Here is a 23,580-nt window from a genome sequence, read left to right as displayed (position 1 = left end):
GCGGGGCGGCCGGACCGGCTCAGGCGACGTAGCGCAGCACCGTGACGTAGTGGCAGCCGCTGCCGGCGAGCACGCACAGGTGCCAGAAGCCGTGGCCGTGGCGCAGCCGGTGGTCGGTCGCGTAGAAGCCGATGCCCGCGGTGTAGACCACCCCGCCGGCGGCCAGCCAGGCGAAGCCGCCGGGCGTGAGCGCGCGCCACAGCGGCCAGGCCGCCGCCAGCGCCATCCACCCCATCAGCACGTAGATCGCGAGCGACAGCCTGCGCGCCCCCTTCGCGAACCAGATCTCCTGCGCGATGCCCAGCAGCGCCAGGCCCCAGACCGTGCCCAGCAGCGTCCAGCCCCAGGGGCCGCGCAGCGAGACGAGCGAGAACGGCGTGTAGGTGCCGGCGATCAGCAGGTAGATCGCGCAGTGGTCGAACTTGCGCATCACCGCCTTGGCCCTGCCGCGCAGGCTGTGATAGAGCGTGGAGAAGAGGTAGAGCGCGACCAGCATCGCGCCGTAGATGCTGAAGCCGACGATCTTCCACGGGTCGCCCGAAGCGCTCGCGTGGGCGACGAGCAGCGCGGAGCCGCCCGAGGCGCAGCCGGTGCCCACGAGGTGGCTGATGCTGTTGAAGCGCTCGCCGTGGTGCATGGGCGACGGCTTCAGCCGCAGGCGGCGGCGCGCGGGCCGTGCGCTTCGTCTTCCACGTAGGGCGGGTAGGGACCGGTGCCGCTGTTGGAGGCGATGGCGGCGGGCACGAAGTCGCCCGCGAGCGCGTCGAAGACGTGCACCGCGCCGTCCTCGATGACGTAGTGCCAGCCGTGCAGCGTGATCGCCCGGCGCTCCACCCGGCTGCGCACCATGGGGTAGGCCATCAGCCGTTCGAGCTGCAGCACCACCGCGCGCTGCTCGCTGCGCCGCAGCGCGTCGGGGCCCGGGCGCACCGGCAGCAGGGCCTCGTCCGCCAGGCGCAGCCACGACTTCAGCGCCACGGCCTCGGCGGGCACGCCCTCGTAGGCCGCGCGGATCGCGCCGCAGTGGCTGTGGCCGCAGACCACGATGCGTTCCACCTTCAGTTCGAGCAGCGCGAATTCGATCGCGGCCACCGTGCCGTGCAGCCCGTGCTGGCCGTCGCAGGGCGGCACGAAGGCGCCCACGTTGCGGATGATGAAGAGCTCGCCCGGCCCGGTGCCGGTCAGCAGGTACGGCACGAGGCGCGAATCCGAGCAGCCGATGAAGAGCGTCTTCGGATGCTGGCCCTGCGCGACCAGGTCCTGGAAGCGCTGCTGGTGCAGCGGGAAGTAGTCCGACTGGAAGTCGCGCAGCCGCGACAGCAGTTCGTCGGGGCCGGCCTCGGCGTTCATTGCACCAGCAGCGAATCGGCGCCTTCGAGCGCCAGGCCCTCCACGTCGGCCGCGCCGGCGAGCAGCTGCATGTACTGGTGCAGCGCCTTGGCGCGCGACTGCTGGGCCAGCTGCACGGCGATGCGCTCGCGCACCTCCTCGAAGGACTGCTGGCGGCCGGGGTCGCGCTGCAGCACCTCCACGACGTGGAAGCCGTAGCGGCTGTGCATCAGGCGCGGATGCAGGCCGACCGCGTCGCGCGCGCCCTCGGCATGGAACAGCTCGGCCGTGAGTTCGTCGGCGCAGTCGTCCGGGCCGATCCATCCGAGCTCGCCGCCTTCGGCGCCGCTCGGGCAGTTCGACAGCTCGCGCGCCAGCTCGGCGAAGCGCGCGGAGTCCGCCGGCTGGCGCAGCGCGATCAGGCACTGCTCCGCCCGCGCGGCCAGCGCCGGCACGTCGATGCCCTGGGTGACGGCGAAGAGGATGTGCCGGGCCAGCACCCGCCGGCCGATCGCGAAATGCGCGCGGCGCGCCTCGTAGTAGCGGCGGCATTCGGATTCGCCGGGCGCGGGGATCTCGATTGAGCGGTCCAGCATGCGCTGGATCGCGGCCTGCTCGGCGTCGCCGAGCGCGGGCGCCTCCAGCACATGCCGCGCGGGCAGCACGCCCAGGCGCACGGCTTCCTGCCGCAGCAGTTCGGTCCACGCCAGCTCGCGCAGCGTGTGTTCGTCGGGCCGCTCGCCCGGGCGGTGCAGGGCGATGCCGTTGACCGCGGCCGCGCGGCCGGTGTCGGCGCCGCCCGCGCCCTGGCATCCGCAGGCGCCGCTGCCGCATCCGTTCGCGCCGGCCGTCATGCGGCCCTCCGCGGCTGCGTGACCACTGGGGTCGGCCGCGCATGGGCCGCGGGCACGGCGGCCGGCGCCGGCTGCGCGGCGGGCCGCTCGAGCCGCCGGCGGCTGCGCACCACCTGGTAGGGGCGCAGCAGGTAGGCGGCGGTGGCGAAGCCGCTCCATACGTGGACCAGCCGCGTGAACGGGAAGACCAGGAAGATCGACATGCCGAGGAACATGTGCGCCTTGAACACCCAGCCCGCGCCGTCGAGCAGCTCGTCCGCGCCGCCGCGGAAGGTGACGATGCGCTGCGCCCATTCGGCCAGGCGGAGCATCATGCCGCCGTCCAGGTGCTGCGCCGACAGCGGGATGGTCGCGAGGCCGAGCGCCAGCTGCAGCCACAGCAGCACCAGCAGCACGATGTCGCTGGTCCTCGAGTTCAGGCGGATGCGCGGGTCGGTGAGCCTGCGGTGCAGCAGGATCGTCACGCCGGCGAAGCCGAGCAGGCCGGCCACGCCGCCCGAGACCATCGCGACCAGCTGCTTGCTGCCCGCGTCGATGAAGCGCTCGTAGAGGAAGTGCGGCGTGAGCATGCCGGCGCTGTGGCCGAGGAACAGGAAGAGCACGCCGACGTGGAAGAGGTTGCTGCCCCAGCGCAGCTGGCCGGCGCGCAGCAGCTGCGAGGAGTCGCTCTTCCAGGTGTACTGGTCGCGGTCGAAGCGGATCAGGCTGCCGAGCAGGAACACGCTCAGGCAGATGTACGGATAGAGGCCGAAGAGGAAGTTGTCGAGTGCGTTCATGCCCTGGCTCCCACGGCGCCGGCGGGCGCCTTGCGGACGAAGTGGAGGGGTTGCGGCTGGCCGGGACGGGCCTGGCCTTGGGTGCTGCAGCCGTCGAAGGCCATGGGCTCGGCCCAGGCCTCGTCGAGCGGCTGCTCGTCGGCGACCGGCACGGCCTCGGCACGATGGCCGGCCAGCTCGAGGATCGCGGCGACCACGCTCGCATAGGCGCTGTCGCGCTGGCGCAGCGCGCTGAAGACGGCGGTCAGGATGTGGGCCATCTCGCCGAGGAACTCGCGCGCCACCGGCGCCGGCTGCGTGGAGGCGAACTCCAGCACCACGCACAGGTGGTCCGGCACCTCGTGCGGTGCGATGAGCAGGCCGGCCGTCTCGTAGGTCTTGACCAGGTCGATCATGGCCGGGCCGCGCTCGCGCGAGTCGCCGTGCACATGCTCGAAGAGGTGCAGCGAGGTGCTGCGGCCGCGGTCGAAGAGTTCGACGAACTGCGTCTCCGCATCGACCGGGTCCATGCGCACGATCGCATGCGCGAGCTTGCGCAGTTCCTGCCGCCGCGGCGCGGGCAGCGCGCCTTCGGCATCGATGGCGTCGGCCACGAGGGGCAGCAGGTCGCGCACGCGCGCGTCGGGATAGCTCAGCAGCAGCGCCAGGGCGCGCAGGGTGTGACGTTGGGTTTTCATGGCGGTGTCCGTCTCAGACGTCGGCGTGGATGGGAATGGTGCGGCGCTTGCTTCCGCCGAACAGGCTCGTCTCCGAGCTGCCGTCCGAGCAGCCGTTGCCGAAGGAGAAGCCGCAGCCGCCCTTCATGTCGAAGGTGTTCTCCGCGTACTCGCGGTGGCTCGAAGGGATCACGAAGCGGTCCTCGTAGTTGGCGATGGCCATCACCTGGTACATCTCCTCGACCTGCGCGGCGCTCAGGCCGACCTGGGCGAGGATCGCCGGGTCCTCGATGTGGTCGACATGCTTGCCGCGCTGGTAGCTGCGCATCGCGAGCATGCGCTCCAGCGCGCGCACCACGGGCGCGGTGGCGCCGGCGGTCAGCAGGTTGGCGAGGTACTGCACCGGAATGCGCATCTGCCGCACGTCGGGGATCGCGCCGTGGGCGCCCACATGCCCGGCATTGGCCGCGGCGGTGATCGGCGACAGCGGCGGCACGTACCAGACCATCGGCAGCGTGCGGTACTCCGGGTGCAGCGGCAGCGCGACCTTCCAGTCCATCGCCATCTTGTAGACCGGGCTGTTGCGCGCGCCCTCGAGCCAGGCTTCGGGGATGCCGTCGCGCCGCGCCTGCGCGATCACCTCGGGATCGTGCGGATCGAGGAAGATGCCGAGCTGGGCCTCGTAGAGGTCCTTCTCGTCGGGCACGCTGGCGGCCTCCTGGATCCGGTCGGCGTCGTAGAGCACCACGCCGAGGTAGCGGATGCGACCGACGCAGGTCTCGGAGCAGACCGTGGGCTGGCCGGCCTCGATGCGCGGATAGCAGAAGATGCACTTCTCGGCCTTGCCGCTCTGCCAGTTGTAGTAGATCTTCTTGTACGGGCAGCCCGAGACGCACATGCGCCAGCCGCGGCACTTGTCCTGGTCGATCAGCACGATGCCGTCCTCCTCGCGCTTGTAGATCGAGCCCGAGGGGCAGGAAGCGACGCAGGCCGGGTTCAGGCAGTGCTCGCACAGGCGCGGCAGGTACATCATGAAGGTGTTCTCGAACTGGCCGACCATCTCCTTCTGCACGCGGTCGAAGCCTTCGAGGTTGGCGTCCTTGCTGCGCTTGGCGAACTCGCCGCCGAGGATCTCCTCCCAGTTCGGGCCCCACTCGATCTTCTCCATGCGCTGGCCGGTGATCAGGCTGCGCGGGCGTGCGGTGGGCGGCGCCTTCACCGAGGGCGCCGACTGCAGGTGGTCGTAGTCGAAGGTGAAGGGCTCGTAGTAGTCGTCGATCTGCGGCAGGTTCGGGTTGGCGAAGATGCGCATCAGCAGGCGCCACTTGCCGCCCTGGCGCGGCTCGATCGAACCGTCGGGCTTGCGCACCCATCCGCCCTGCCACTTGCCCTGGTTCTCCCAGTCCTTGGGATAGCCGATGCCGGGCTTGGTCTCGACGTTGTTGAACCAGGCGTACTCGACGCCGGGCCGGCTGGTCCAGACGTTCTTGCAGGTGACGGAACAGGTGTGGCAGCCGATGCACTTGTCCAGGTTCAGGACCATGCCGATCTGTGCGCGAATTTTCATGGTGGGGTTCTCCTCGCTTCAGGCCGCGGCTGCTGTCGCCGAGTCGGCCGGTGCGTCGAGCCAGTCGACGCGGTTCATCTTGCGCACCACCACGAACTCGTCGCGGTTGGTGCCGATGGTTCCGTAGTAGTTGAAGCCGTAGCTGAACTGGGCGTAGCCGCCGATCATGTGCGTGGGCTTCAGCACGATGCGCGTGACCGAGTTGTGGATGCCGCCGCGCGTGCCGGTGATCTCCGAGCCGGGCGTGTTGATGATCTTCTCCTGCGCGTGGTACATCAGCACCATGCCGGGATTGACGCGCTGGCTCACCACCGCGCGCGCCGCGATCGCGCCGTTGACGTTGAAGAGCTCGACCCAGTCGTTGTCGACGATGCCGGCGCGCTTCGCGTCGTCCTCCGACAGCCAGACCACCGGGCCGCCGCGGTTGAGCGTGAGCATCAGCAGGTTGTCGCTGTAGGTCGAGTGGATGCCCCACTTCTGGTGCGGCGTGATGAAGTTGAGCTGGATCTCCGGATGGCCGTTGCCGCGGATGTTGTGCAGCTCGTGCGTGGTCTTGAGGTCGACCGGCGGGCGATAGGCCACGAAGCCCTCGCCGAAGGCCGTCATCCACGGATGGTCGAGGTAGAACTGCTGGCGGCCCGTGAGCGTGCGCCAGGGGATCAGCTCGTGCACGTTGGTGTAGCCGGCGTTGTAGGAGACCTTCTCGCTCTCGATGCCGCTCCAGGTGGGCGAGGAGATGATCTTGCGCGGCTGGGCCTGCACGTCGCGGAAGCGGATCTTCTCGTCCTCGCGGTACACCGCGAGGTGGGTGTGGTCGCGCCCGGTCTGCGCGCCGAGCGCCTCCCAGGCCTTCACGGCCACATGGCCGTTGGTCTCGGGCGCGAGCTGCAGGATGACCTCGCAGGCGTCGATGTCGGTGTCGATGTTCGGCAGGCCCTGGGTCGCGCCGGGCTCGGCCACGCGGCCGTTGAGCTGGCCGAGCTCGCCCACCTCGGTGCCGGTCTTCCATGCGATGCCCTTGCCGCCGTTGCCGATCTTGTCCATCAGCGGGCCGAGGGCGGTGAAGCGCTTGTAGACGTTCGGATAGTCGCGCTCGACGACCGTGATCTGCGGCGCCGTCTTGCCGGGGATCAGCGCGCACTCGCCGCGCTTCCAGTCGGCCACGCCGAAGGGCTGCGCGAGCTCGGCGGGCGAGTCGTGCATCAGCGGCGTGAGCACCACTTCCTTCTCCACGCCCAGGTGGCCGGGGCACAGCGCGCTGAAGGTGCGCGCGAAGCCCTTGTAGATCTCCCAGTCGCTGCGCGCCTGCCAGGCCGGGTCCACCGCGGTGGACAGCGGATGGATGAACGGATGCATGTCGCTGGTGTTGAGGTCGTTCTTCTCGTACCAGGTCGCGGTCGGCAGCACGATGTCCGAGTACAGGCAGGTGGTGCTCATGCGGAAGTCCAGCGTCACCAGCAGGTCGAGCTTGCCCTCGGGCGCCTTGTCGTGCCAGACCACCTCGGTCGGCTTGGCGTCGTCGGGGCCGAGGTCCTTGCCCTGCACGCCGTGGGTGGTGCCCAGCAGGTGCTTGAGGAAGTATTCGTGGCCCTTGCCCGAGGAGCCCAGGATGTTGGAGCGCCAGACGAACATGTTGCGCGGCCAGTTGGCGGGATGGTCCGGGTCCTCGCAGCTCATGCGGAGCGACCCGTCGGCGAGCGCGCGCGCGGTGTAGGCGGCGCCCTCCATGCCCGCGGCCGCGGCGTCGCGCGCGACCTGCTGCGGGTGGGTCTGCAGCTGGGGCGCGGAGGGCAGCCAGCCCATGCGCTCGGCGCGCACGTTGTAGTCGATCATGGTGCCGGCGTAGGCCGCCTTGTCGGCCAACGGCGAGAGCACCTCCTCCAGGCCCAGCTTCTCGTAGCGCCACTGGTCGGTGTGGGCGTAGAAGAAGCTGGTGGAATTCATCTGCCGCGGCGGGCGGATCCAGTCCAGCGCGAAGGCCAGCGCGGTCCAGCCGGTCTGCGGGCGCAGCTTCTCCTGGCCCACGTAGTGCGCCCAGCCGCCGCCGCTCTGGCCGATGCAGCCGCACATCATCAGCATGTTGATGACGCCGCGGTAGTTCATGTCGCTGTGGTACCAGTGGTTCATCGCCGCGCCGATGATCACCATCGACTTGCCGCCCGTCTTGTCGGCGTTGTCGGCGAACTCGCGCGCCACCGTGATGACCTGGTCGCGCGGCACGCCGGTGATCTTCTCCTGCCAGGCGGGCGTGTAGGGGGTGTCGTCGTCGTAGTCGGCGGCCGCCTTCTCGCCGGGCAGGCCGCGCGCCACGCCGTAGTTGGCCGCCTGCAGGTCGAAGACGGTCGCCACCAGCGCGCGCTCGCCCGCGCTGCCGAGCGCGATCTCCCGCACCGGCACCGTGCGCACCAGCACGTCCTGCTGCACGTTGGCGGGGAAGTGCTCGCTCTGGATGCCGCCGAAGTACGGGAAGCCGACCTGCGCCGTCGCACAGGCGTCCGTGCCGGCTTCGAGCATCGACAGCTGCAGCTTCACGTCGCCGCCCTCGCGGGCTTCCTTCGGTTCGAGGTTCCACTGCCCCTTGTCGGCGCGGCCGTCCGGTCCCCAGCGGAAGCCGATCGCGCCCTGCGGCACCACCACGCGGCCGTCCTCGGCGAGCGCGACCGTCTTCCACTCGGGGTTGTTCGCCTGGCCGAGCTGGTCGCCGAAGTCGCTCGCGCGCACGTAGCGGTCCGGCACCATGACCCGCTCGCCCGAGGGCAGCGCGTGCGCCTTCAGCAGCACCAGCATCGGCAGGTCAGTGTAGCGGCGCGCGTAGTCATCGAAGTAGGCGCTGCGCCGCTCGAAATAGAACTCCTTGAGGATCACGTGGCCCATGGCCATCGCGACCGCGGCGTCGGTGCCCTGCTTCGGATGCATCCAGAGGTCCGAGAGCTTGGCGACCTCCGAGTAGTCGGGGGTGATCGCGACGGTCTTGGTGCCCTTGTAGCGAACCTCGGTGAAGAAGTGCGCATCGGGCGTGCGCGTCTGGGGCACGTTGGAGCCCCAGGCGATGATGTAGCTGCTGTTGTACCAGTCGGCCGACTCCGGCACGTCGGTCTGCTCGCCCCACACCTGCGGGCTCGACGGCGGCAGGTCGCAGTACCAGTCGTAGAAGCTCATGCACACCCCGCCGATCAGGCTCAGGTAGCGGCTGCCGGCGGCATAGCTCACCATCGACATCGCCGGGATGGGCGAGAAGCCGATGATGCGGTCGGGCCCGTGCTTGCGGATGGTGTGGATGTTGCTCGCCGCGACGATCTCGTTGACCTCGTCCCAGCTCGCACGCGCGAAGCCGCCCAGGCCGCGCGCGCTCTGGTAGCTGCGGCGCACCGCCTCGTCGTCGACGATCGAGGCCCAGGCCTCGACCGGCGGGCGGTCGCGGCGCGCGGCGCGCCAGGCCTTGAGCAGCTGGCCGCGCACCATCGGGTACTTCACGCGGTTGGCGCTGTACAGGTACCAGCTGTAGCTGGCGCCGCGCGCGCAGCCGCGCGGCTCGTGGTTCGGCATGTCCCAGCGGGTGCGCGGATAGTCGGTCTGCTGCGTCTCCCAGGTGACGATGCCGCCCTTGACGTAGATCTTCCACGAGCAGGATCCGGTGCAGTTGACGCCGTGCGTGCTGCGCACGATCTTGTCGTGCGCCCAGCGCGTGCGGTAGGCGTCCTCCCAGGTGCGGTCTTCGCCGGTGACTTGTCCGTGCCCGTCGGCGAAGGATTCGCGTACCTGCGCGAAGTAGGTGAGGCGGTCGAGGAAGTGGCTCATGGTGGGTCTTGGTTCGTTGGGGGCTTGGGGGCTGGTCAGCAGGGCATCGGTGCGTTGCGCCGGCTGTAGTTCCACCAGGTGATCGCGATGCAGACGAGGTAGAAGGCGACGAAGGTGTAGAGCGCGGCATCCGGGCTGCCCGTGAGGCTGATCGAGGTGCCGTAGCTCTTCGGGATGAAGAATCCGCCGTAGGCGGCCATCGCGGCGGTGAAGCCCAGCGTGGCGGCACCTTCGGTGTTGCCTTCCTTCGTGGCGCGGGCCACGGCTTCGGCGTCCTTCGTGTCGACGCCGCGCATCGCCTGGTTCAGGAAGATCACCGGGATCATCCGGAAGGTCGAGCCGTTGCCGATGCCGGTGGTCAGGAACAGCACCAGGAACATCAGGAAGAAGCCGGTGAAGCTGCCGCCGGCCCCGCCGTGCGGCAGGAAGTAGAGGACGCCGAGCACCGCGAGCGCCATCACCACGAAGTTCCAGAAGGTGACGCGCGCGCCGCCGAGCTTGTCGGCGAGCCAGCCGCCGAAGGGCCGCACTGCCGCGCCGACCAGCGGCCCGAGCCAGGCGTAGGACAGCGGGTTGACGCCTGGGAACTGGCTCTTGATGAGCAGCGGGAAGCCGGCCGCATAGCCGATGAAGGAGCCGAAGGTGCCGAGGTAGAGCACGCACATCAGCCAGTTGTGCTTGCGCCGGAAGATGGTGGCCTGCGTGGCGAACGAGGCGCGCGCGTCGGCGATGTCGTTCATGCCGAACCAGGCCACGAGCGAGGTCAGCGCGATCCACGGCACCCAGATGAAGGCGGCGTTCTGGGTCCACACCTGCGCGGACTGGCCGGCCTTGACGACGGTCTGCGGATCGCCGCCGAAGACGCCGAACACGCCGGCGGTGACGACCAGCGGGCTCAGGAACTGCACCACCGAGACGCCGAGGTTGCCGAGCCCGGCGTTGACGCCGAGGGCCGAACCCTTGCGCTCCTTCGGGAAGAAGAAGCTGATGTTCGACATGCTCGAACTGAAGTTGCCGCCGCCCAGGCCGCACAGCAGCGCCAGCACCAGCATGGTGGCGTAGGGCGTGGTGTTGTCCTGCACCGCGTAGCCGATGCCGACGGCCGGGATCAGCAGCGTGGCGGTGGAGATCGCGGTCCAGCGGCGCCCGCCGAGGATCGGCACGATGAAGGAATAGAAGATGCGCAGCGTGGCGCCCGAGAGCGCCGGTGCGGCCGCGAGCCAGAACAGCTGGTTGGTCGAGTACTTGAAGCCCAGCGCCGGCAGGCCGACGGCGACGACGCTCCAAACCTGCCAGATGGCGAAGGCGAGGAAGAGGGCGGGCACGCTGATCCAGAGGTTCAGCTTCGCGATGGCCTGACCCTCGCGCTCCCAGAATTCCTTGTCCTCCGGCGTCCAGACCGACAGGACGCGGCCGCGCCGCGCAGCCCGCGCGGGAAGGGTGGTGGTCGAGTTCATGGTGTGTTCCTGGTGGCCCGGCTCAGCGGGCGAACGATGGTGCGGCGGGCGCCTGCTGGCCCATCACCGCGGTCTGGCGCACTTCGGTGAAGTACATCCAGATCAGCGAGACCCACACGACGCCGTAGAGCAGCATGAAGGCGCTCGAGCGGATGCCGGTGAGGTCCATCAGCGCGCCGAACAGGATCGGCAGCACGAAGCCGCCCAGGCCGCCGGCCAGGCCGACCACGCCGCTGATCGCGCCGATGTTCTTCGGGTAGTCGTCGCTGATGTACTTGAAGACGCTCGCCTTGCCGAAGGCCATGGCGATGCCGAGCACGAACATCAGGGCGGTGAAGGCGTAGACGTTCAGGCCGATGTGGAAGGTGCGCGGGCCGTCGACGGTGGCCACGGTGAGATCCGTCTGCGGATAGCTCAGCAGGAACAGGCAGATCCAGCAGACCCAGAGCACCCACCAGGTGACGCTGTGCGCGCCGTAGCGGTCCGACAGCCAGCCGCCGACGGCGCGCAGCACGCCGCCGGGCAGCGAGAAGCAGGCCGCCAGCAGCGCGGCAACCCGGATGTCGAGGCCGTACTCGCCGACGTAGAACTGCACCATCCACAGCGACAGCGCCACGTAGCCGCCGAAGACGATGCTGTAGTACTGGCAGTAGCGCAGCACGCGGCGGTCGCCCAGGGCCTTGAGCTGCTCGGAGAAGGAGGCGGTGCCGCCGCTGCGGTGCGAGGGATCGCTCGCGCTCATGAACCAGAAGAGCAGCAGGGCGCCGAGCATGATGGCGGCATAGGCCTGCGGCACCATGGTCCAGCCGAATGCGACCACGAGCACCGGCGCGACGAACTTGTTCACCGCCGCGCCCGAGTTGCCCGCGCCGTAGATGCCCATCGCGAAGCCCTGCCGGTCGCGCGGGAACCAGCGCGCCACGTAGGGCGTGCCGACCGAGAACGAGCCGCCCGCCAGGCCGATGAACAGGCCGAGCGCGAGGAACTGCCAGTACTGCGTGGCGTACGACAGCAGCCAGATGGCCGGAATGGTGAGGCCCATGACCCAGGCCATCACGACGCGGCCGCCGAAGCGGTCGGTCCAGATGCCCAGCGGCACGCGCACCAGCGAGCCGCTGAGCACCGGCATCGCCGTGAGCAGGCCGAACTCGGTCGCGTTGAGGTTGAGGGCCTTGCGGATCGGGATGCCGATGACGCCGAACATCATCCACACCATGAAGCAGGCGGTGAAGGCGACGGTGCTGACCGCAAGGACGCGCCACGCCTTCGCGGACGCCCGGGCGGGCTGGGCGCCTGAGCCTTGAATGGCTCCTTGTGGATCTGCGCGCTGTAGCAAGTGGGTTCTCCTGGTGATGTGAACCGAGCTTAGGTTTTGGGGTGCGGCCCCGTGTTGATGCAGATCAAGCGCTTGCCCGGCGTGTGTTCGGCGCATCGAATCCGGCGCGGCTTTGACCTTCATCAACATCGCATGCAGCACGAGGCCCTACCGTGCGGGGATTCCAACCAATGCAGTGCGGCGCGCATGTGCCCTGCCGCGTCCGCCATGACTCCCGAAGACCCCTCCATCGCTTCCACCGATCCCCTCGCCCCCGTGCCGGACGCCGCCGGGAACGCCGCGCAACTGATGGCCCTGCTGGCCCGGAGCGGCCTTGCGCCGCTGCGGCTGGGCGCACGGACGCTGCTGCCCGTGGTGCAGGGCGGCATGGGCGTCGGCGTGTCGGCGAACCGGCTCGCGGGCAGCGTGGCCGCGCTCGGCGCGATGGGGACGATCTCGTCGGTCGACCTGCGCCGCCACCATCCGGACCTGATGGCACGCACCCGCGACCTGGCGCCCGGCGAGGCCGCGACGCGGCAGGCGAAGGAGGACATCAACGCGGCCAACCTGGAGGCGCTCGCGCGCGAGATCGCGGCCGCGCGCCAGCGTTCCGGCGGACGCGGCCTGCTCGCAATCAACGTGATGCGCGCGGTGGGCGAGTACGCGCCCTCGGTCACGCGTGCGCTCGAATGCGGCATCGACGCGGTGGTGGTCGGTGCCGGCCTGCCGCTCGACCTGCCGGAACTCGCGCAGGACCATCCCGATGCGCTGCTGGTGCCGATCCTGTCGGATGCGCGCGGCGTGCAGCTGCTGGTGCGCAAGTGGGAGCGCCGCAAGCGCCTGCCCGACGCGATCGTGATCGAACATCCGCGCCTGGCGGGCGGCCACCTGGGCGCGGCGAAGATCGCGGACCTCGGCGATCCGCGCTTCGATTTCGAGAACGTGATCCCGCAGACGCTCGCGTTCCTGCGCGCCGCGGGCATCGAGAAGCAGATCCCGCTGATCGCGGCCGGCGGCATCCGCCGTTTCGAGGACATCGCGCGGCTGCAGGCGCTCGGCGCTTCCGGCGTGCAGCTCGGCACCCCCTTCGCGGTGACGCAGGAATGCGATGCGCACGACGGCTTCAAGCAGGTGCTGGCCGAGGCGCGCGACGAGGACCTGGTCGAGTTCACCAGCGTGGCGGGGCTGCCCGCGCGCGCGGTGGCGACGCGGTGGCTCAAGGGCTACCTGAAGGCCGAGCCCAAGCTCCAGGGCGTCGCGCACGTCAAGCCGCGCTGCACGCTCGCCTTCGACTGCCTGGCGCAATGCGGACTGCGCGACGGCTTCGCCACCTGGGGCCAGTTCTGCATCGACACCCAGCTCGCCGCCGCGCTGCGCGGGGACGTGAAGAAGGGCCTGTTCTTCCGCGGCGTCGGCGAGCTGCCCTTCGGCGCGCAGATCCGCAGCGTGCGGGAGCTGATGGCGCGGCTGCTGACCCGGCCCGCCGACGCCGCGCTCGCAGCCTGATCGCGCCGAAGGAGAAGAAGCATGGAACAGGTGGGCATCGTGCAGCTGGCCCGCGAGGACGGCTACCGGTTCAGGATCGACTTCGGCCTCGCCGGCGTGCAGCACCTGCTCACCGATGCCACGCCGCCGCTCGGGCGCGCGGGCGGCCCCGACTCCGAGCGGCTGCTCATGGCCGCGGTGGCGAACTGCCTGTCGGCCAGCCTCGCCTTCGCACTGCGCAAGTTCAGGAACGAGGACGTGCCGATGCGTGCCTGCGTCGACGCGACCTTGCGCCCCAACGAGGCCGGCCGCCTGCGGATGTCGGGCATCGACGTGACGCTGAACCTCGGCGTGCCCGCGGCGCGGCTGCGGCTGCTGGAGCGCGCGCTGGCGCAGTACGAGGACTTCTGCGTCGTGACCCAGAGCGTGCGCGCCGCGATTCCCGTGACGGTTCGCGTGCGCGATGCCGACGGCGTGTTGCTGCGCGGCTAGCGATGCCATGACCGCATCGCCCGTCCGCCCCGCGAGGCCGCATGCGCTGCTGGACGACGCGCAGGGCTTCGGAACCGCGATCCTGCTGGTGGGCCTCGGGCTTGCGGTGCTCCGCAGCGCCGGGCTGCTGACCGGCGGACTCCCGGGGCTCGCCTTCCTGACCGCCTATGCGACCGGCTGGCCGCTCGGCTGGACCCTCGCCGTGGTCAACCTGCCCTTCGTCGCGTTCGCATGGCGGGCGTTCGGCACGCGCTTCACCTGCAGGACCCTGATCGTCGCGGCCGGCCTGTCGCTCGGCGTGGAGGGCATCGGGCGCGCGCTCAGCGTGCATGCCGCGCATCCGCTCTTCGCGGCGGTGGCCGGCGGCCTGCTGATCGGCGTCGGCCTGCTGGTGCTGTTCCGCCATGGCGCGAGCCTCGGCGGCTTCGGCGTGCTGGCGCTGTTCCTGCAGCGGCGCCGCGGATGGAATGCGGGCGCCGTGCAGCTGGCCTGCGACGCGGCGATCGTCGCCGCGGCGTTCGCGGTGGTCGAGCCGCAGCGCGTGCTCCATTCCGTGGTGTCGGCCGTGGTGGTGAACCTGGTGCTGATGTGGAATCACCGGCCCTGACGGGGCTGCGAGGCCACGCGGGGAGGCCGCGGCGCCATCCATCCGCACCAGCGTTGAGCCACATCAACGTGCGCGATCCCCGGCCCGCTAGCCTCGGGTCTTCATCATCCAAGGAGATCGCATGGCCGCCCTGCAACGCTTCGGTGCACTGGCGCTGGAGCTGCCGTTCATGGACCACGCCTGCAGGGACTTCCTGGGGCTTCTCGCGCGCGTCGACGCGTCGGACGACGCGCGGCTGCGCACCGCGTGGGACGAACTGGTGGCGTTCACCGACGAGCGCTTCGCGCGCGAGGACGTCTGGATGCGCACGACCGGTTTTTCCTCGGGCAAGGAGCACATGGTCCAGCACCGCGTGGTGCTCGAAGTGATGCGCGAGGGCGCGCTGCGCGCCGCGCGCGGCGACGTGGCGCATGTGCGGGAGATGGCGCGCCAACTCCGGGACTGGCACCAGAAGCATGTCCAGTCGATGGACGCGGCGCTCGCCCTGCACCTGCGCGGCATGCGCTTCGCACCCGCGAATGCGGGCCGCCTCAGCCCGGCTTGCCGTCCAGCCGGGGCCGGGTGAGAACCGGCGCGTAGCGCAGCGCATAGAGCCCGAAGCCGAGGCTCCAGAAGGCCGCCGACGCCAGCACCGCGGCGAGGGTCTGCGACGGGGCCACGAGCGGCAGCAGCACCCGCACGACCGCCGCGAGCAGCACCAGCACGAAGCAGGCGGTGTCGACCCGGTCGGCGCGCAGCACCCGCGCCGTGTGGCCCCGCGCGGTGCGGACCATCATCCCGATGATGAGACCGCCCGCCGCGCCCACCGTGAGCGCATGGGTGGCCAGCGACGGCGCGGCCCAGCCGCCGAGCGACAGCAGCCGCAGCGCGAGGTGCAGCGGCACCCACGCGTAGGCCAGGTGCAGCACCAGCACGAGCGTGTTGCGCGCGCTCTTCCACGGCTGCCAGAGCAGCCAGCGCGCGGCATGGGCCAGCGCCGCCGCCAGCGCGATGGCGCCGGTGATGGCGGCCGGCAGGTCCGCGGCATCGGCCGCCAGCAGCGCGAGCACGAGCGCCAGGCTGGTCTTCTCCAGCCAGGGCTGCCGCTTCGCATCGGCGCCCGTGATGCCGTTGTTGGTGAACATCGGAATCACCCGGCCACCCATCACCGCGAGGATGAACAGCAGGATGTCGAGCGCGAGCTGGATGCCGATCCAGGCCGGCGTGCGGATCACGCCGAGCGCGGACAGGTGGAAGGCGAGGGTGGCCGCCGAGAGCATCAGCAGCAGCCCGATGAAGAAATAGTTGCGTCGGTTGCGCGCGCCCACGAGCGCCATGCCCAGCCCCACCGCGCATGCGAGCGGAAAGGCCGCGTTCACGAGCGCGGCGGTCCAGGCGAAGGGCGTGAGCACCAGCACCCGCCCGGCGACCCAGAGCGCCGCCAGCGCGGCGAGCGGCAGGCCCGTCGGCGTCGGACGCCCGGACCAGTTGCGCCCGGCGGTGAAGAGGAAGCCGACGATCACCGCCAGCGTGAAGCCGAACAGCATTTCGTGCGCATGCCAGAGCGGCCCCTGCAGATAGGCCCGCGGCATCCAGCCGGCGAACTGCATGGCCCACAGGGCCACCGACAGCGCCGCGAAGGCGCTCGCGAGCAGATAGAAGGGACGGAAGCCGAGCTGCCAGAGCGCGAAGGCGGGCGCCGCGGCGGCGGACGGACGGGCGGAAGGGTGTGCTTCGAGGGGGATCATCGGGGGGTCTTTCCGGCACCTGCGGTGCCATGGCGCCAGCGCCACGCCAGGGCCGCGCCGGCCAGCGTGGCGGCGAAGAAGCCCAGGGTTGCCGCGTTGCCGGCTGCGCCGGCGGCGTGCAACGGCTGACTGAAGGCGCCCGCTGCGAAGCGCAGCAGCAGCGAGAGGTGCAACGCGGCGGGCGCCAGGTAGAAGAAGTTGCCGAACGCGAGCTTGACCCGTGCGACGGCCGGCAGCACGACCGGCGCGTGGCCCATGACCATGCCGACGACGAAACCGAGGCCGAGCGCATGCAGCGCGACGTCGCGCGCCGGCCATCCGAGCGCGGTGGCGGCCCAGGCGACGCCGGCGACGCCGAGCCAGGCGTAGCCGCCGAGCAGGCACACCGCCATGTAGCGGGCCAGCCCGTGGGTGCGCACCGTGCGCCGGGCGACGTCGAAGACCGCGAGCCACGCGGCCAGCAGCGCGAGCGCCGCGCCGTAGGCCAGCCCCCCGCCGCGCGGTGCCGCGCCCGACCACGCCGCGCCCAGCAGCAGCAGCGCGAGCACCGCGTGGAGCGCGGCGGCCGCGCCCGGCCGCCGCTTCATGAGGCGCGTCATCTCGAGGCGCTCGGCGGCGATGGTGAGGACGAGAAAGGCGAACCACCAGGGCAGGACGGCATGGCCCGCACGGCCCTGTGCGAACAGCAGGCTGCCGACGGCCCAGGCGAGGGCGCCCACCAGCAGCAGGAAGGTGTGCGGGGCGGCCTGGCGCCGTACGACCACCACGCCGACGGCCAGGAAGCAGGCCGCCGCCACCACGCAGAGCCATGCGCCGAGCGCCTGCTGTCCCAGCGCCAGGCACAGCGCGCCCGCGCCCGATGCGAGCGGCGCGAGGAAGGCCGCGCGATGCCGGAGCGCCACCGCGCGCTCGATGCCGATCACGGTGCCGAAGAAGCCGCAGATCATCAGCGCCGCATGGGCCAGCAGCCACTGCCCGGCCCAGGGAAAGGCGCGCCCGTCCGGCAGCGCGATGCCCGCGCGCCAGAGACCGCCGGCGATGCCCGACAGCAGCGACAGGATCGCGAGCGCGCCGAGCAGCGCGCGCGCGGCGATCCGCACGGGCGTGGCCGGCGACCGGCGCTGCGTGCGGCCGGCGGGGTGCACGGCGCTCACCATCCCATGATCCGCTTGGCTTCGCCGCTCATGCGCTCGGGGGTCCACGGCGGCGTCCACACCAGCTCCGTGCAGATGCGCAGCGCGGGCGGCACGACCCGGTCGAGCTCGCGTTCGGCGTCCTCGAGGATGAGATCGATCACGGGGCAGGTCGCGGAGGTCATGGTGAGACGGACATGCACCACCTCGTCGTCGACCGCGACGCCGTAGACCAGGCCGACGTCGACGATGTTGAGGGCCACCTCGGGGTCGACCACGCGCGCGAGCGCGGCCGCGATGGGCGCGCGCAGCGCGGGCGGCCCGTCGTAGGGAAAGGGCGCGGGCGCGGCAGGCGCCGGCTGGGGCGATGGAAGGCGCGTGTTCATGGGGCACGCCGTCCGATGCCGCGCGGCGGCGCGGCGCCCGCGAAGAGAACCGTGGAGAGCGCCTCGCGGTTGCGCACCAGGTCCGCGAGCGTGTAGCGCTGCAGCACCGCATGGAAGGCCGCCGCGGCTTCGGCGAGCACGCCGCGCAGGCGGCACAGGCCCTCGATCGGGCATTCGCCGGCGCCGGCGCCGAAGCAGGCCACGATGTCGCTCGCCTCGGTGTGGCGCACGACCTCGCCGATCACGATCGCTTCGGGCGGCTTCGCGAGCGACAGCCCGCCGCCCTTGCCGCGGACGTTGACCAGCCAGCCCTGCCTGCCGAGCGCATGGACCACCTTGGTCAGGTGGTTCTCCGACACGGCGAAGGCGGCGGCGATCTCGCCGATGGTGGCGCGCCGGCGCGGCTCGGCGCCCAGGTAGATCAGCACCCGCAGGCTGTAGTCGGTGAAGGCAGTGAGCTTCATGGCCGCTCGCCCGTTGCGCCGGCCTCAGCGCCCCGCGGCATGGGCCGCGGCCGCGGCGCTGCCGGCGGCGGGCGCGAGGGTGCCCGCCGCCGCCTGCAGCACGGTCGGCCGGCGCAGCAGGCGCAGCGCATAGCCGGCCAGGAGCACCGCACCGGCGGCGAAGACGAGGTCGCCGGGCACGCGCATCCAGACCAGGGTCTCCATCACGCGCGAATGCACGATCTCGGCCGAGCGGGCATACCAGAGGCCCTGCGTGACGCTCGCCCAGGCCTGGTAGATGCCGGCCGGCAGCAGCGAGAGGAACACCATCATCGCGAGCCCGATGTTGAGGCTCCAGAACGCCGGCCGGAGCAGCGCGTCGGCATGCAGCTGGCGCGCATACAGGCCGCGCAGGCAGAACAGCATCAGGCCGATGCCCAGCATGCCGTAGACGCCGAAGAGCGCGGCATGGCCGTGCGCGGGCGTCATGTTCAGGCCCTGCACGTAGTACAGCGCCGCAGGCGGATTGATCGCGAAGCCGAGCAGGCCCGCGCCGATGGTGTTCCAGAAGCCCACCGCGACGAAGCACATGACCGGCCAGCGGTAGGCCGCGAGCCAGGGCATGGCCCGCGCGCGCCGGTAGGTCTGCAGCGCCTCGAGGCCGATCAGCGTCAGCGGCACCACCTCGAGCGCCGAGAACACCGCGCCGACGGCGATCACCGAGGTCGGCGTGCCGGTGAAGTAGAGATGGTGCAGCGTGCCGAGGATGCCGCCGAACAGGAACACGATGGTCTCCGCGATGATCGCGCGGTTCGCGCTCTCGGTGCGCACCAGGCCCAGGCGGCTGAAGAGGAGCGCGACGACCGCGGTCGCGAAGACCTCGAAGAAGCCTTCGACCCAGAGGTGGACCAGCCACCAGCGCCAGTACTCGACCATCGCGTAGTGGGTGTGCTGCCCCCAGGCGAGCGAGGTGGCGTAGAAGCCGCCGATGCAGGTGGCCGACAGGAACACCATCGCGATCAGGCCGCGCGATTCCGAAGGCCGGGTCAGCGCGGGCCAGAGCGCGCGGCCGAGCAGGAAGACCCAGAACAGCAGGCCCGCGAACAGCAGCACCTGCCACACGCGGCCCATGCTGGTGTACTCCAGGCCCTGGTTGCCGAGCCAGAACGAGAAGTCCACGCCGCGGTGCTGCAGCGTGCCGAGCCATCCGGTCAGCGTGGAGCCGACCACGATCGCGATCAGCGCCCAGAACAGCAGGTCCACGCCCAGCTTCTGCAGCCGGGGCTCGCGGCCGGACAGCAGCGGCGCGATGTAGAGGCCGGTGGCCAGCCAGGCCGTGGCGATCCAGAAGATGCCGACCTGGGTGTGGATCGTGCGGCCGACCACGTAAGGCAGCAGCTCGGCCAGCGGCAGGCCGAAGAACGACTGCCCCTCGACCGCATAGTGCGCCGTGACCACGCCCATGGCGATCTGCAGCAGCATCAGCCCGATCACCGCGAAGAAGTACTTGCGCGTCGCCTTCATCGAGGGCGTCGCCACCGCGCCGAGCAGCGGATCGGCCGCGGGCGGCACGGCCTCGGCCTCGTGCCTGCGGCTGCCGTGCAGCCAGAGCATGGCCGCGATGGCCGCCAGCAGCAGCACGATGCTGACCATCGACCACACGGCCGCGGCGCTGGTCATGGTGTTGCCGACCAGCGGTTCATGCGGCCAGTTGCTGGTGTAGCTCAGGCCGGTTTCGCCGGGGCGGTCGGTGGCGGCGGCCCAGGCGGACCAGAAGAAGAAGGCGGCGAGCGCCTGCCGGTCCTCGGGCGCGGGCAGCGTGTCGGGCGTCATCGCGTACTGTTCGCGCAGCTTAGCGACCGCCGGCTCGCGGCCGAACAGCGCATCGTAGTGCGACGCCACCTCGCGGATGGCCCGCGCGCGCGTCGCCGAAACGGTGATGGCGCCGCTCGCGCCGTCGTAGGTGTTGCGGCGCATCTCGTCGCGCACGGTCGCGTCGAGCGCGCCGCGCTCGGCGGGGGTCAGCGCGGCGGGCGCCTTCCGGTAGGCCCGGGCGTGCAGATGCCCGAGCGCCACCGCCTCGCGGTGCAGCCAGTCGGCGGACCAGTCGGGCGCGACGTAGCTGCCGTGGCCCCAGACGGAGCCCAGCTGCTGGCCGCCGGACGCCAGCCAGACCCGCTGACCCTGGCGGACCTGCGCGCCGGTGAAGACCACCTCGCCATCGGTCGCGACGACGGAGGCGGGCATCGGCGGCGCCGCCAGGTAGATCTGCACGCCCAGGTAGCCGAGCGCGCCGAACGACAGCACGAAGATGAAGGCCAGCCAGCGCCACAGCCCTTTGTTGTTGCTCATTGCAGATTCCTTGCTCGTGGGACCGTCACGGCGCTCATGCGCCGCCGCAGCCGCCGCAGCAATGCCCGCTGCCATGGGGCTCGAAGGAAGGCACCTTGACGATCGCGACGCGCCACACCGCAGGGCCTTCCTCGAGGTAGTTCCATGCGAAGCGGCCGGGCCACTGCGCCTGGAACTGCGCGAAGAGCGGGCGCGGATCGTGGTCGTTCACGAGCTCGATGGCCTGCTCGTCGTCGAGCGCGGCGAAGGTCGAGAAGATGTGCGAATGGCGAAAGCGCGGCTCGAGCACGCGGACGTCGACGGTGGCGCAGAAGGCGGCAGGTTTCACGGCGGGTTCCTCGGTGGCTGCGCGAGTGCGCAGAAGGTGTATTTCGGATGCACCTATGCTAGGAACGGCTCTGCCGTGCGGTTTTGATCTGCGTCAACCTGCGGTCGTGCCGCGGTCGAGAAGGCCGGCGAGGGTCCGGCGCGGTGGGAAGCGAGGAGAGAGAGGGGAGACCGCCGCGGTCAGCGCCGCTGCCAGCGTTTCCACCACCGGCGCGCGGGCGGCTGCCAGGGCGCCAGCGGGCGGGTGTCGAGGTCGTGATCGACCGCGGGCGCGCTGCCGCGAAGCTGGCGCACCTTCACTTCGAGCAGGTGGGCGATGCCGCGCGCCTGGCGCTCGCCGCGCAAGGCGCGCCGGCGCCACTCGGCGGCCTGGGCGGCCAGCGCGTGCTGATCGGATTCGTCCACTTCGAGCATGTCGGCATTCTTGACGGCGCGCGCGCGCCGCCTGTAGGCGGGCGGCGCACGCTGGTGTACGAAAAGATACATCCCGCTGCACACCGGCGGCCGCCCCGATGCGAGGAAATCATGTGGCGCGGCGGCGGCCCCGCGATACGATGGCGTCCCCTCAAGGAGTCCGAATGCCGAACCGTCAATCCCCCGAAGGCCGTGAAGGCCAGGAAGCCCTGCCGGTCCAGCATGCGCTCGACCAGAGCAAGGACGTGAAGCAGGCGGTCGAGCAGGCCGCCGACGAGCTCGCGGTGGTCCACGCCGTGCTCGACAAGGAAGTCGCGGAAGCCGAACGCAGCGAGGAAGTGGACCGCGCGATCGCGCAGACGGACCGCATCGAGAAGAAGCTCTCGGCATCCGCCGAAACGCTGGAGCGGGTCGTCGAGACGCTCGACGCCGAGGTCCGCAAGAAGTCGCCCTGAGCGCCGTCACGAACTCGGCCGCCGTCGACGTCCTGCTCACATCGAGCCGCCAGCCTACAACCGCGACGGAAGCAAGGCCGTAAAAGCATTGCACGTCGTCGAGCGCATCTTCCCCCGTCCGGGAGGCCTCCGCGTTTGAAAGCACAGGCATGCCGCTCACCACGATCCTTGTCGAGGACAGCCAGACCATCCGGGAGAACCTGATCCCGGCGCTGGAGGAACTCGCGGGCGTCCACATCGTGGCCTGCGCCGAAACCGCGCAGGAGGCGATCGCCGCCTTCGCGCGCCATGCGTCGTGGCAGCTCGCCATCGTCGACCTGTTCCTCAAGGAAGGCAGCGGCCTCACCGTGCTGCGCGCCTGCGAGGGCCGCCGCGAGGACCAGCATGCGGTGGTCCTGACGAACTACCTGACCGACGAGATGCGCCGCCGCTGCCTGGCGCTCGGCGCCGACGCCGCCTTCGACAAGTCGACGGAGCTCGACGCCTTCTTCGCGCACTGCCTGCGCTACCAGGCCGGCTGAGCCTTCGTTCAGACCGCGGCGCGTGCGGGCTCGGCGGCCGCGGGCGTGATCGTCTTGGGCTCCAGGAACGCCTCCATCCCGAACACGCCGAATTCGCGGCCCACGCCCGACTGCTTCACGCCGCCGAACGGCGCGCCGAGTTCGGGCGCAATGCGGTTGACCAGCACCGTGCCCGCGTGCAGCCGCGCCGCGAGTGCGAGCGCGCGCTGCGGCCGCGCCGAGAAGACGTAGGCCTGCAGGCCGTAGGGCGAGTCGTTCGCGATCGCGACGGCATCGTCCTCCCCGTCGAAAGCGATCATCGAGAGCACCGGCCCGAAGATCTCCTCGCGCGCGATCGCCATGTCGTTGCGCACCTCGGCGAACACCGTGGGCCGCACGAACCAGCCCCGCTCGAGGCCTTCGGGGCGGCCCTCGCCGCCCGCCACGAGCCGGGCGCCTTCCTCGATGCCGCGGCGGATGAACTGCTGCACGCGCTCGAACTGGGCCTGGCTCGCCAGCGGGCCGATCGCGGTGGCCGGGTCGCGCGGATCGCCCACGCGCATCGCGGCGGCCGCGCGCTGCACCTGCCCGATCGCCTCGGCCATGCGGTGGCGCGGCACCAGCAGGCGCGTGCCGGCCACGCAGGCCTGGCCGTTGTTCATGAAGGCGGCGTTGAGGGCCAGCGGCAGCACCGTGGCGAAGTCCGCGTCGTCGAGCACGATCGTGGCCGACTTGCCCGAGAGCGCGAGGCTCACGCGCTTCATGGTCTCGACGCCCGCGCGCGCGATGCGCTTGCCGGTGGCCGTGGAGCCGGTGAACGAGATCTTCGCGACCTCGGGGCTGGTGGAGAGCTCGTCGCCGACGTCCTCGCCGCAGCCGAGCAGCAGGTTGAAGGCGCCGCGCGGCAGCCCGGCCTCGTGCAGCGCCTCGGTGACGATCCGCGCCTGGATCGGGCCCAGCTCGCTCGGCTTGATCACGCTCGCGCAGCCGGCCGCGACGGCCGAGGCGACCTTGCTGCAGATGCTGCCGGCGGCGGCGTTCCAGGGCGTGATGAGCGCGGCGACGCCGACCGGTTCCATCACCACCGTGGCGTCGCCGATGCGGCGCTCGAAGGCGTAGTCCTCGAGCGCCCGTGCCGTGGTGGCGAAGCATTGCGAGGCGTAGTTGCTGACCCACTGCGCGCGCGCGAGCGGGCCGCCGTATTCCTCGACGGTGGCGTCGCGGATCTGCGCGGTGCGCGCGAGCACGGCGGCCTCCAGGCGGCGCAGCATGTCCAGCCGCTCGGCCCGGGTGCTGCGCGCCATCGCGGGCTGGGCCCGGTTCGCGGCGGCGATCGCGCGCTTGGCGTCCTCGCGGTCGGCGAGCGTCGCGCTGCCGATGCGCTGCCCGGTCGCGGGATTGGCGATCTCCACCCGCTGCGTGCCGTGCACGGGGACGAAGGCGCCGTCGATGTAGGCCTGGTCGATGTTCCACATGGTTGGGTTCCTTGGTGCTTCGAGGGCAGTCT

The 23,580-nt window shown here is 71.0% G+C and carries 23 protein-coding genes; 6 read left to right on the top strand and 17 right to left on the bottom strand.

Going from position 1 to position 23,580, the window contains the following annotated elements; all coding sequences use genetic code 11:
• Positions 1 to 19: 19 nt before the first annotated feature.
• The 9 genes from M2165_RS02385 to M2165_RS02345 are packed head-to-tail and all read right to left on the bottom strand — an operon-like array spanning position 20 to position 11,743.
• Entirely contained in the window at positions 20 to 637 is a 618-nt protein-coding gene (locus M2165_RS02385; protein WP_280813063.1) for a hemolysin III family protein, read from the bottom strand.
• A gap of 11 nt (positions 638 to 648) precedes the next feature.
• On the bottom strand, positions 649 to 1,350 hold the full coding sequence (locus tag M2165_RS02380; RefSeq protein ID WP_280813062.1) for a carbonic anhydrase: 702 nt from the start codon (positions 1,348 to 1,350) through the stop codon (positions 649 to 651).
• Entirely contained in the window at positions 1,347 to 2,183 is an 837-nt protein-coding gene (locus tag M2165_RS02375; RefSeq protein WP_280813061.1) for a peptidylprolyl isomerase, read from the bottom strand. The genes M2165_RS02380 and M2165_RS02375 overlap by 4 nt, the downstream gene beginning before the upstream one ends.
• Positions 2,180 to 2,959, bottom strand: a complete 780-nt coding sequence (narI, locus tag M2165_RS02370) for a respiratory nitrate reductase subunit gamma (protein WP_280813060.1) — start codon at positions 2,957 to 2,959, stop codon at positions 2,180 to 2,182. Before narI ends, M2165_RS02375 begins: the two co-directional genes overlap by 4 nt.
• Positions 2,956 to 3,636: a nitrate reductase molybdenum cofactor assembly chaperone gene (narJ, locus tag M2165_RS02365; RefSeq protein WP_280813059.1), complete on the bottom strand. Its 681-nt coding sequence runs from the start codon at positions 3,634 to 3,636 to the stop codon at positions 2,956 to 2,958. The genes narI and narJ overlap by 4 nt, the downstream gene beginning before the upstream one ends.
• Positions 3,637 to 3,649: 13 nt before the next feature.
• Positions 3,650 to 5,182 carry a nitrate reductase subunit beta gene (gene narH / locus M2165_RS02360; protein WP_280813058.1) on the bottom strand — a complete coding sequence of 511 codons (1,533 nt, stop codon included), beginning with the start codon at positions 5,180 to 5,182 and terminating at the stop codon, positions 3,650 to 3,652.
• Between the two features lie 18 nt (positions 5,183 to 5,200).
• On the bottom strand, positions 5,201 to 8,980 hold the full coding sequence (locus M2165_RS02355; RefSeq protein WP_280813057.1) for a nitrate reductase subunit alpha: 3,780 nt from the start codon (positions 8,978 to 8,980) through the stop codon (positions 5,201 to 5,203).
• A 35-nt stretch (positions 8,981 to 9,015) separates the two neighbouring features.
• Positions 9,016 to 10,437 (bottom strand): MFS transporter, encoded by a 1,422-nt coding sequence (locus tag M2165_RS02350; protein ID WP_280813056.1) that lies wholly within the window; start codon positions 10,435 to 10,437, stop codon positions 9,016 to 9,018.
• A gap of 22 nt (positions 10,438 to 10,459) precedes the next feature.
• Positions 10,460 to 11,743: a nitrate/nitrite transporter gene (locus M2165_RS02345; RefSeq protein WP_280813164.1), complete on the bottom strand. Its 1,284-nt coding sequence runs from the start codon at positions 11,741 to 11,743 to the stop codon at positions 10,460 to 10,462.
• A 318-nt stretch (positions 11,744 to 12,061) separates the two neighbouring features.
• Between M2165_RS02345 and M2165_RS02340 the strand changes: the two genes are divergently transcribed.
• From M2165_RS02340 to M2165_RS02325, 4 genes are all read left to right on the top strand, one after another.
• Positions 12,062 to 13,258: a nitronate monooxygenase family protein gene (locus M2165_RS02340; protein ID WP_280813163.1), complete on the top strand. Its 1,197-nt coding sequence runs from the start codon at positions 12,062 to 12,064 to the stop codon at positions 13,256 to 13,258.
• Between the two features lie 21 nt (positions 13,259 to 13,279).
• Complete coding sequence (locus tag M2165_RS02335; RefSeq protein ID WP_280813055.1) at positions 13,280 to 13,729, top strand: OsmC family protein; 450 nt, start codon at positions 13,280 to 13,282, stop codon at positions 13,727 to 13,729.
• Positions 13,730 to 13,736: 7 nt separating this feature from the next.
• Positions 13,737 to 14,336, top strand: a complete 600-nt coding sequence (locus M2165_RS02330; protein ID WP_280813054.1) for a YitT family protein — start codon at positions 13,737 to 13,739, stop codon at positions 14,334 to 14,336.
• A 121-nt stretch (positions 14,337 to 14,457) separates the two neighbouring features.
• Positions 14,458 to 14,901, top strand: coding sequence for a hemerythrin (locus tag M2165_RS02325; protein ID WP_280813053.1), 444 nt, complete (start codon positions 14,458 to 14,460; stop codon positions 14,899 to 14,901).
• Here M2165_RS02325 and M2165_RS02320 read toward each other — a convergent pair.
• From M2165_RS02320 to M2165_RS02290, 7 genes are all read right to left on the bottom strand, one after another.
• Positions 14,867 to 16,063, bottom strand: a complete 1,197-nt coding sequence (locus M2165_RS02320; RefSeq protein ID WP_280813052.1) for an NnrS family protein — start codon at positions 16,061 to 16,063, stop codon at positions 14,867 to 14,869. The two genes, M2165_RS02325 and M2165_RS02320, sit on opposite strands and share 35 nt — an antisense overlap.
• Complete coding sequence (locus tag M2165_RS02315; RefSeq protein ID WP_280813051.1) at positions 16,060 to 17,217, bottom strand: hypothetical protein; 1,158 nt, start codon at positions 17,215 to 17,217, stop codon at positions 16,060 to 16,062. The genes M2165_RS02320 and M2165_RS02315 overlap by 4 nt, the downstream gene beginning before the upstream one ends.
• Positions 17,214 to 17,582, bottom strand: a complete 369-nt coding sequence (locus M2165_RS02310; protein WP_280813050.1) for a metal-sulfur cluster assembly factor — start codon at positions 17,580 to 17,582, stop codon at positions 17,214 to 17,216. Before M2165_RS02310 ends, M2165_RS02315 begins: the two co-directional genes overlap by 4 nt.
• A complete protein-coding gene (locus tag M2165_RS02305; RefSeq protein WP_280813049.1) occupies positions 17,579 to 18,046 on the bottom strand; it encodes an Rrf2 family transcriptional regulator in 468 nt (155 codons plus the stop codon). Before M2165_RS02305 ends, M2165_RS02310 begins: the two co-directional genes overlap by 4 nt.
• Positions 18,047 to 18,070: 24 nt before the next feature.
• Complete coding sequence (locus tag M2165_RS02300; RefSeq protein ID WP_280813048.1) at positions 18,071 to 20,377, bottom strand: nitric-oxide reductase large subunit; 2,307 nt, start codon at positions 20,375 to 20,377, stop codon at positions 18,071 to 18,073.
• Positions 20,378 to 20,411: 34 nt separating this feature from the next.
• Entirely contained in the window at positions 20,412 to 20,705 is a 294-nt protein-coding gene (locus tag M2165_RS02295) for a DUF2249 domain-containing protein (RefSeq protein ID WP_280813047.1), read from the bottom strand.
• A gap of 179 nt (positions 20,706 to 20,884) precedes the next feature.
• A complete protein-coding gene (locus M2165_RS02290; RefSeq protein ID WP_280813046.1) occupies positions 20,885 to 21,118 on the bottom strand; it encodes a hypothetical protein in 234 nt (77 codons plus the stop codon).
• Positions 21,119 to 21,282: 164 nt separating this feature from the next.
• On the opposite strand from M2165_RS02290, the gene M2165_RS02285 reads away from it, so the two are divergent.
• Together M2165_RS02285 and M2165_RS02280 are read left to right on the top strand one after the other, a co-directional pair.
• Positions 21,283 to 21,573 carry a hypothetical protein gene (locus M2165_RS02285; protein ID WP_280813045.1) on the top strand — a complete coding sequence of 97 codons (291 nt, stop codon included), beginning with the start codon at positions 21,283 to 21,285 and terminating at the stop codon, positions 21,571 to 21,573.
• Positions 21,574 to 21,722: 149 nt separating this feature from the next.
• The gene (locus M2165_RS02280) at positions 21,723 to 22,094 is read left to right on the top strand and encodes a response regulator (protein WP_280813044.1); all 372 of its coding nucleotides are present in this window, start codon (positions 21,723 to 21,725) and stop codon (positions 22,092 to 22,094) included.
• 8 nt (positions 22,095 to 22,102) lie between these two features.
• Here the strand turns inward: M2165_RS02280 and M2165_RS02275 are convergent, their stop codons facing one another.
• Entirely contained in the window at positions 22,103 to 23,548 is a 1,446-nt protein-coding gene (locus M2165_RS02275) for an aldehyde dehydrogenase family protein (protein WP_280813043.1), read from the bottom strand.
• Positions 23,549 to 23,580 lie beyond the last annotated feature (32 nt).

Source organism: Variovorax sp. TBS-050B, from assembly GCF_029893635.1.
Taxonomy (GTDB): Bacteria; Pseudomonadota; Gammaproteobacteria; order Burkholderiales; family Burkholderiaceae_C; genus Variovorax.
The sequence above is the reverse complement of the archived record's forward strand: the minus strand, read 5'-3'. Positions and strand labels throughout refer to the sequence as shown.

What these genes read in the sequence shown, in the direction of transcription:
- M2165_RS02385 (WP_280813063.1), bottom strand. Translation starts at nt 637, where the DNA reads ATGCACCACGGCGAGCGCTTCAACAGCATCAGCCACCTCGTGGGCACC.
- M2165_RS02380 (WP_280813062.1), bottom strand. Translation starts at nt 1,350, where the DNA reads ATGAACGCCGAGGCCGGCCCCGACGAACTGCTGTCGCGGCTGCGCGAC.
- M2165_RS02375 (WP_280813061.1), bottom strand. Translation starts at nt 2,183, where the DNA reads ATGACGGCCGGCGCGAACGGATGCGGCAGCGGCGCCTGCGGATGCCAG.
- narI (WP_280813060.1), bottom strand. Translation starts at nt 2,959, where the DNA reads ATGAACGCACTCGACAACTTCCTCTTCGGCCTCTATCCGTACATCTGC.
- narJ (WP_280813059.1), bottom strand. Translation starts at nt 3,636, where the DNA reads ATGAAAACCCAACGTCACACCCTGCGCGCCCTGGCGCTGCTGCTGAGC.
- narH (WP_280813058.1), bottom strand. Translation starts at nt 5,182, where the DNA reads ATGAAAATTCGCGCACAGATCGGCATGGTCCTGAACCTGGACAAGTGC.
- M2165_RS02355 (WP_280813057.1), bottom strand. Translation starts at nt 8,980, where the DNA reads ATGAGCCACTTCCTCGACCGCCTCACCTACTTCGCGCAGGTACGCGAA.
- M2165_RS02350 (WP_280813056.1), bottom strand. Translation starts at nt 10,437, where the DNA reads ATGAACTCGACCACCACCCTTCCCGCGCGGGCTGCGCGGCGCGGCCGC.
- M2165_RS02340 (WP_280813163.1), top strand. Translation starts at nt 12,062, where the DNA reads ATGGCCCTGCTGGCCCGGAGCGGCCTTGCGCCGCTGCGGCTGGGCGCA.
- M2165_RS02335 (WP_280813055.1), top strand. Translation starts at nt 13,280, where the DNA reads ATGGAACAGGTGGGCATCGTGCAGCTGGCCCGCGAGGACGGCTACCGG.
- M2165_RS02330 (WP_280813054.1), top strand. Translation starts at nt 13,737, where the DNA reads ATGACCGCATCGCCCGTCCGCCCCGCGAGGCCGCATGCGCTGCTGGAC.
- M2165_RS02325 (WP_280813053.1), top strand. Translation starts at nt 14,458, where the DNA reads ATGGCCGCCCTGCAACGCTTCGGTGCACTGGCGCTGGAGCTGCCGTTC.
- M2165_RS02320 (WP_280813052.1), bottom strand. Translation starts at nt 16,063, where the DNA reads ATGATCCCCCTCGAAGCACACCCTTCCGCCCGTCCGTCCGCCGCCGCG.
- M2165_RS02310 (WP_280813050.1), bottom strand. Translation starts at nt 17,582, where the DNA reads ATGAACACGCGCCTTCCATCGCCCCAGCCGGCGCCTGCCGCGCCCGCG.
- M2165_RS02305 (WP_280813049.1), bottom strand. Translation starts at nt 18,046, where the DNA reads ATGAAGCTCACTGCCTTCACCGACTACAGCCTGCGGGTGCTGATCTAC.
- M2165_RS02300 (WP_280813048.1), bottom strand. Translation starts at nt 20,377, where the DNA reads ATGAGCAACAACAAAGGGCTGTGGCGCTGGCTGGCCTTCATCTTCGTG.
- M2165_RS02290 (WP_280813046.1), bottom strand. Translation starts at nt 21,118, where the DNA reads ATGCTCGAAGTGGACGAATCCGATCAGCACGCGCTGGCCGCCCAGGCC.
- M2165_RS02285 (WP_280813045.1), top strand. Translation starts at nt 21,283, where the DNA reads ATGCCGAACCGTCAATCCCCCGAAGGCCGTGAAGGCCAGGAAGCCCTG.
- M2165_RS02280 (WP_280813044.1), top strand. Translation starts at nt 21,723, where the DNA reads ATGCCGCTCACCACGATCCTTGTCGAGGACAGCCAGACCATCCGGGAG.
- M2165_RS02275 (WP_280813043.1), bottom strand. Translation starts at nt 23,548, where the DNA reads ATGTGGAACATCGACCAGGCCTACATCGACGGCGCCTTCGTCCCCGTG.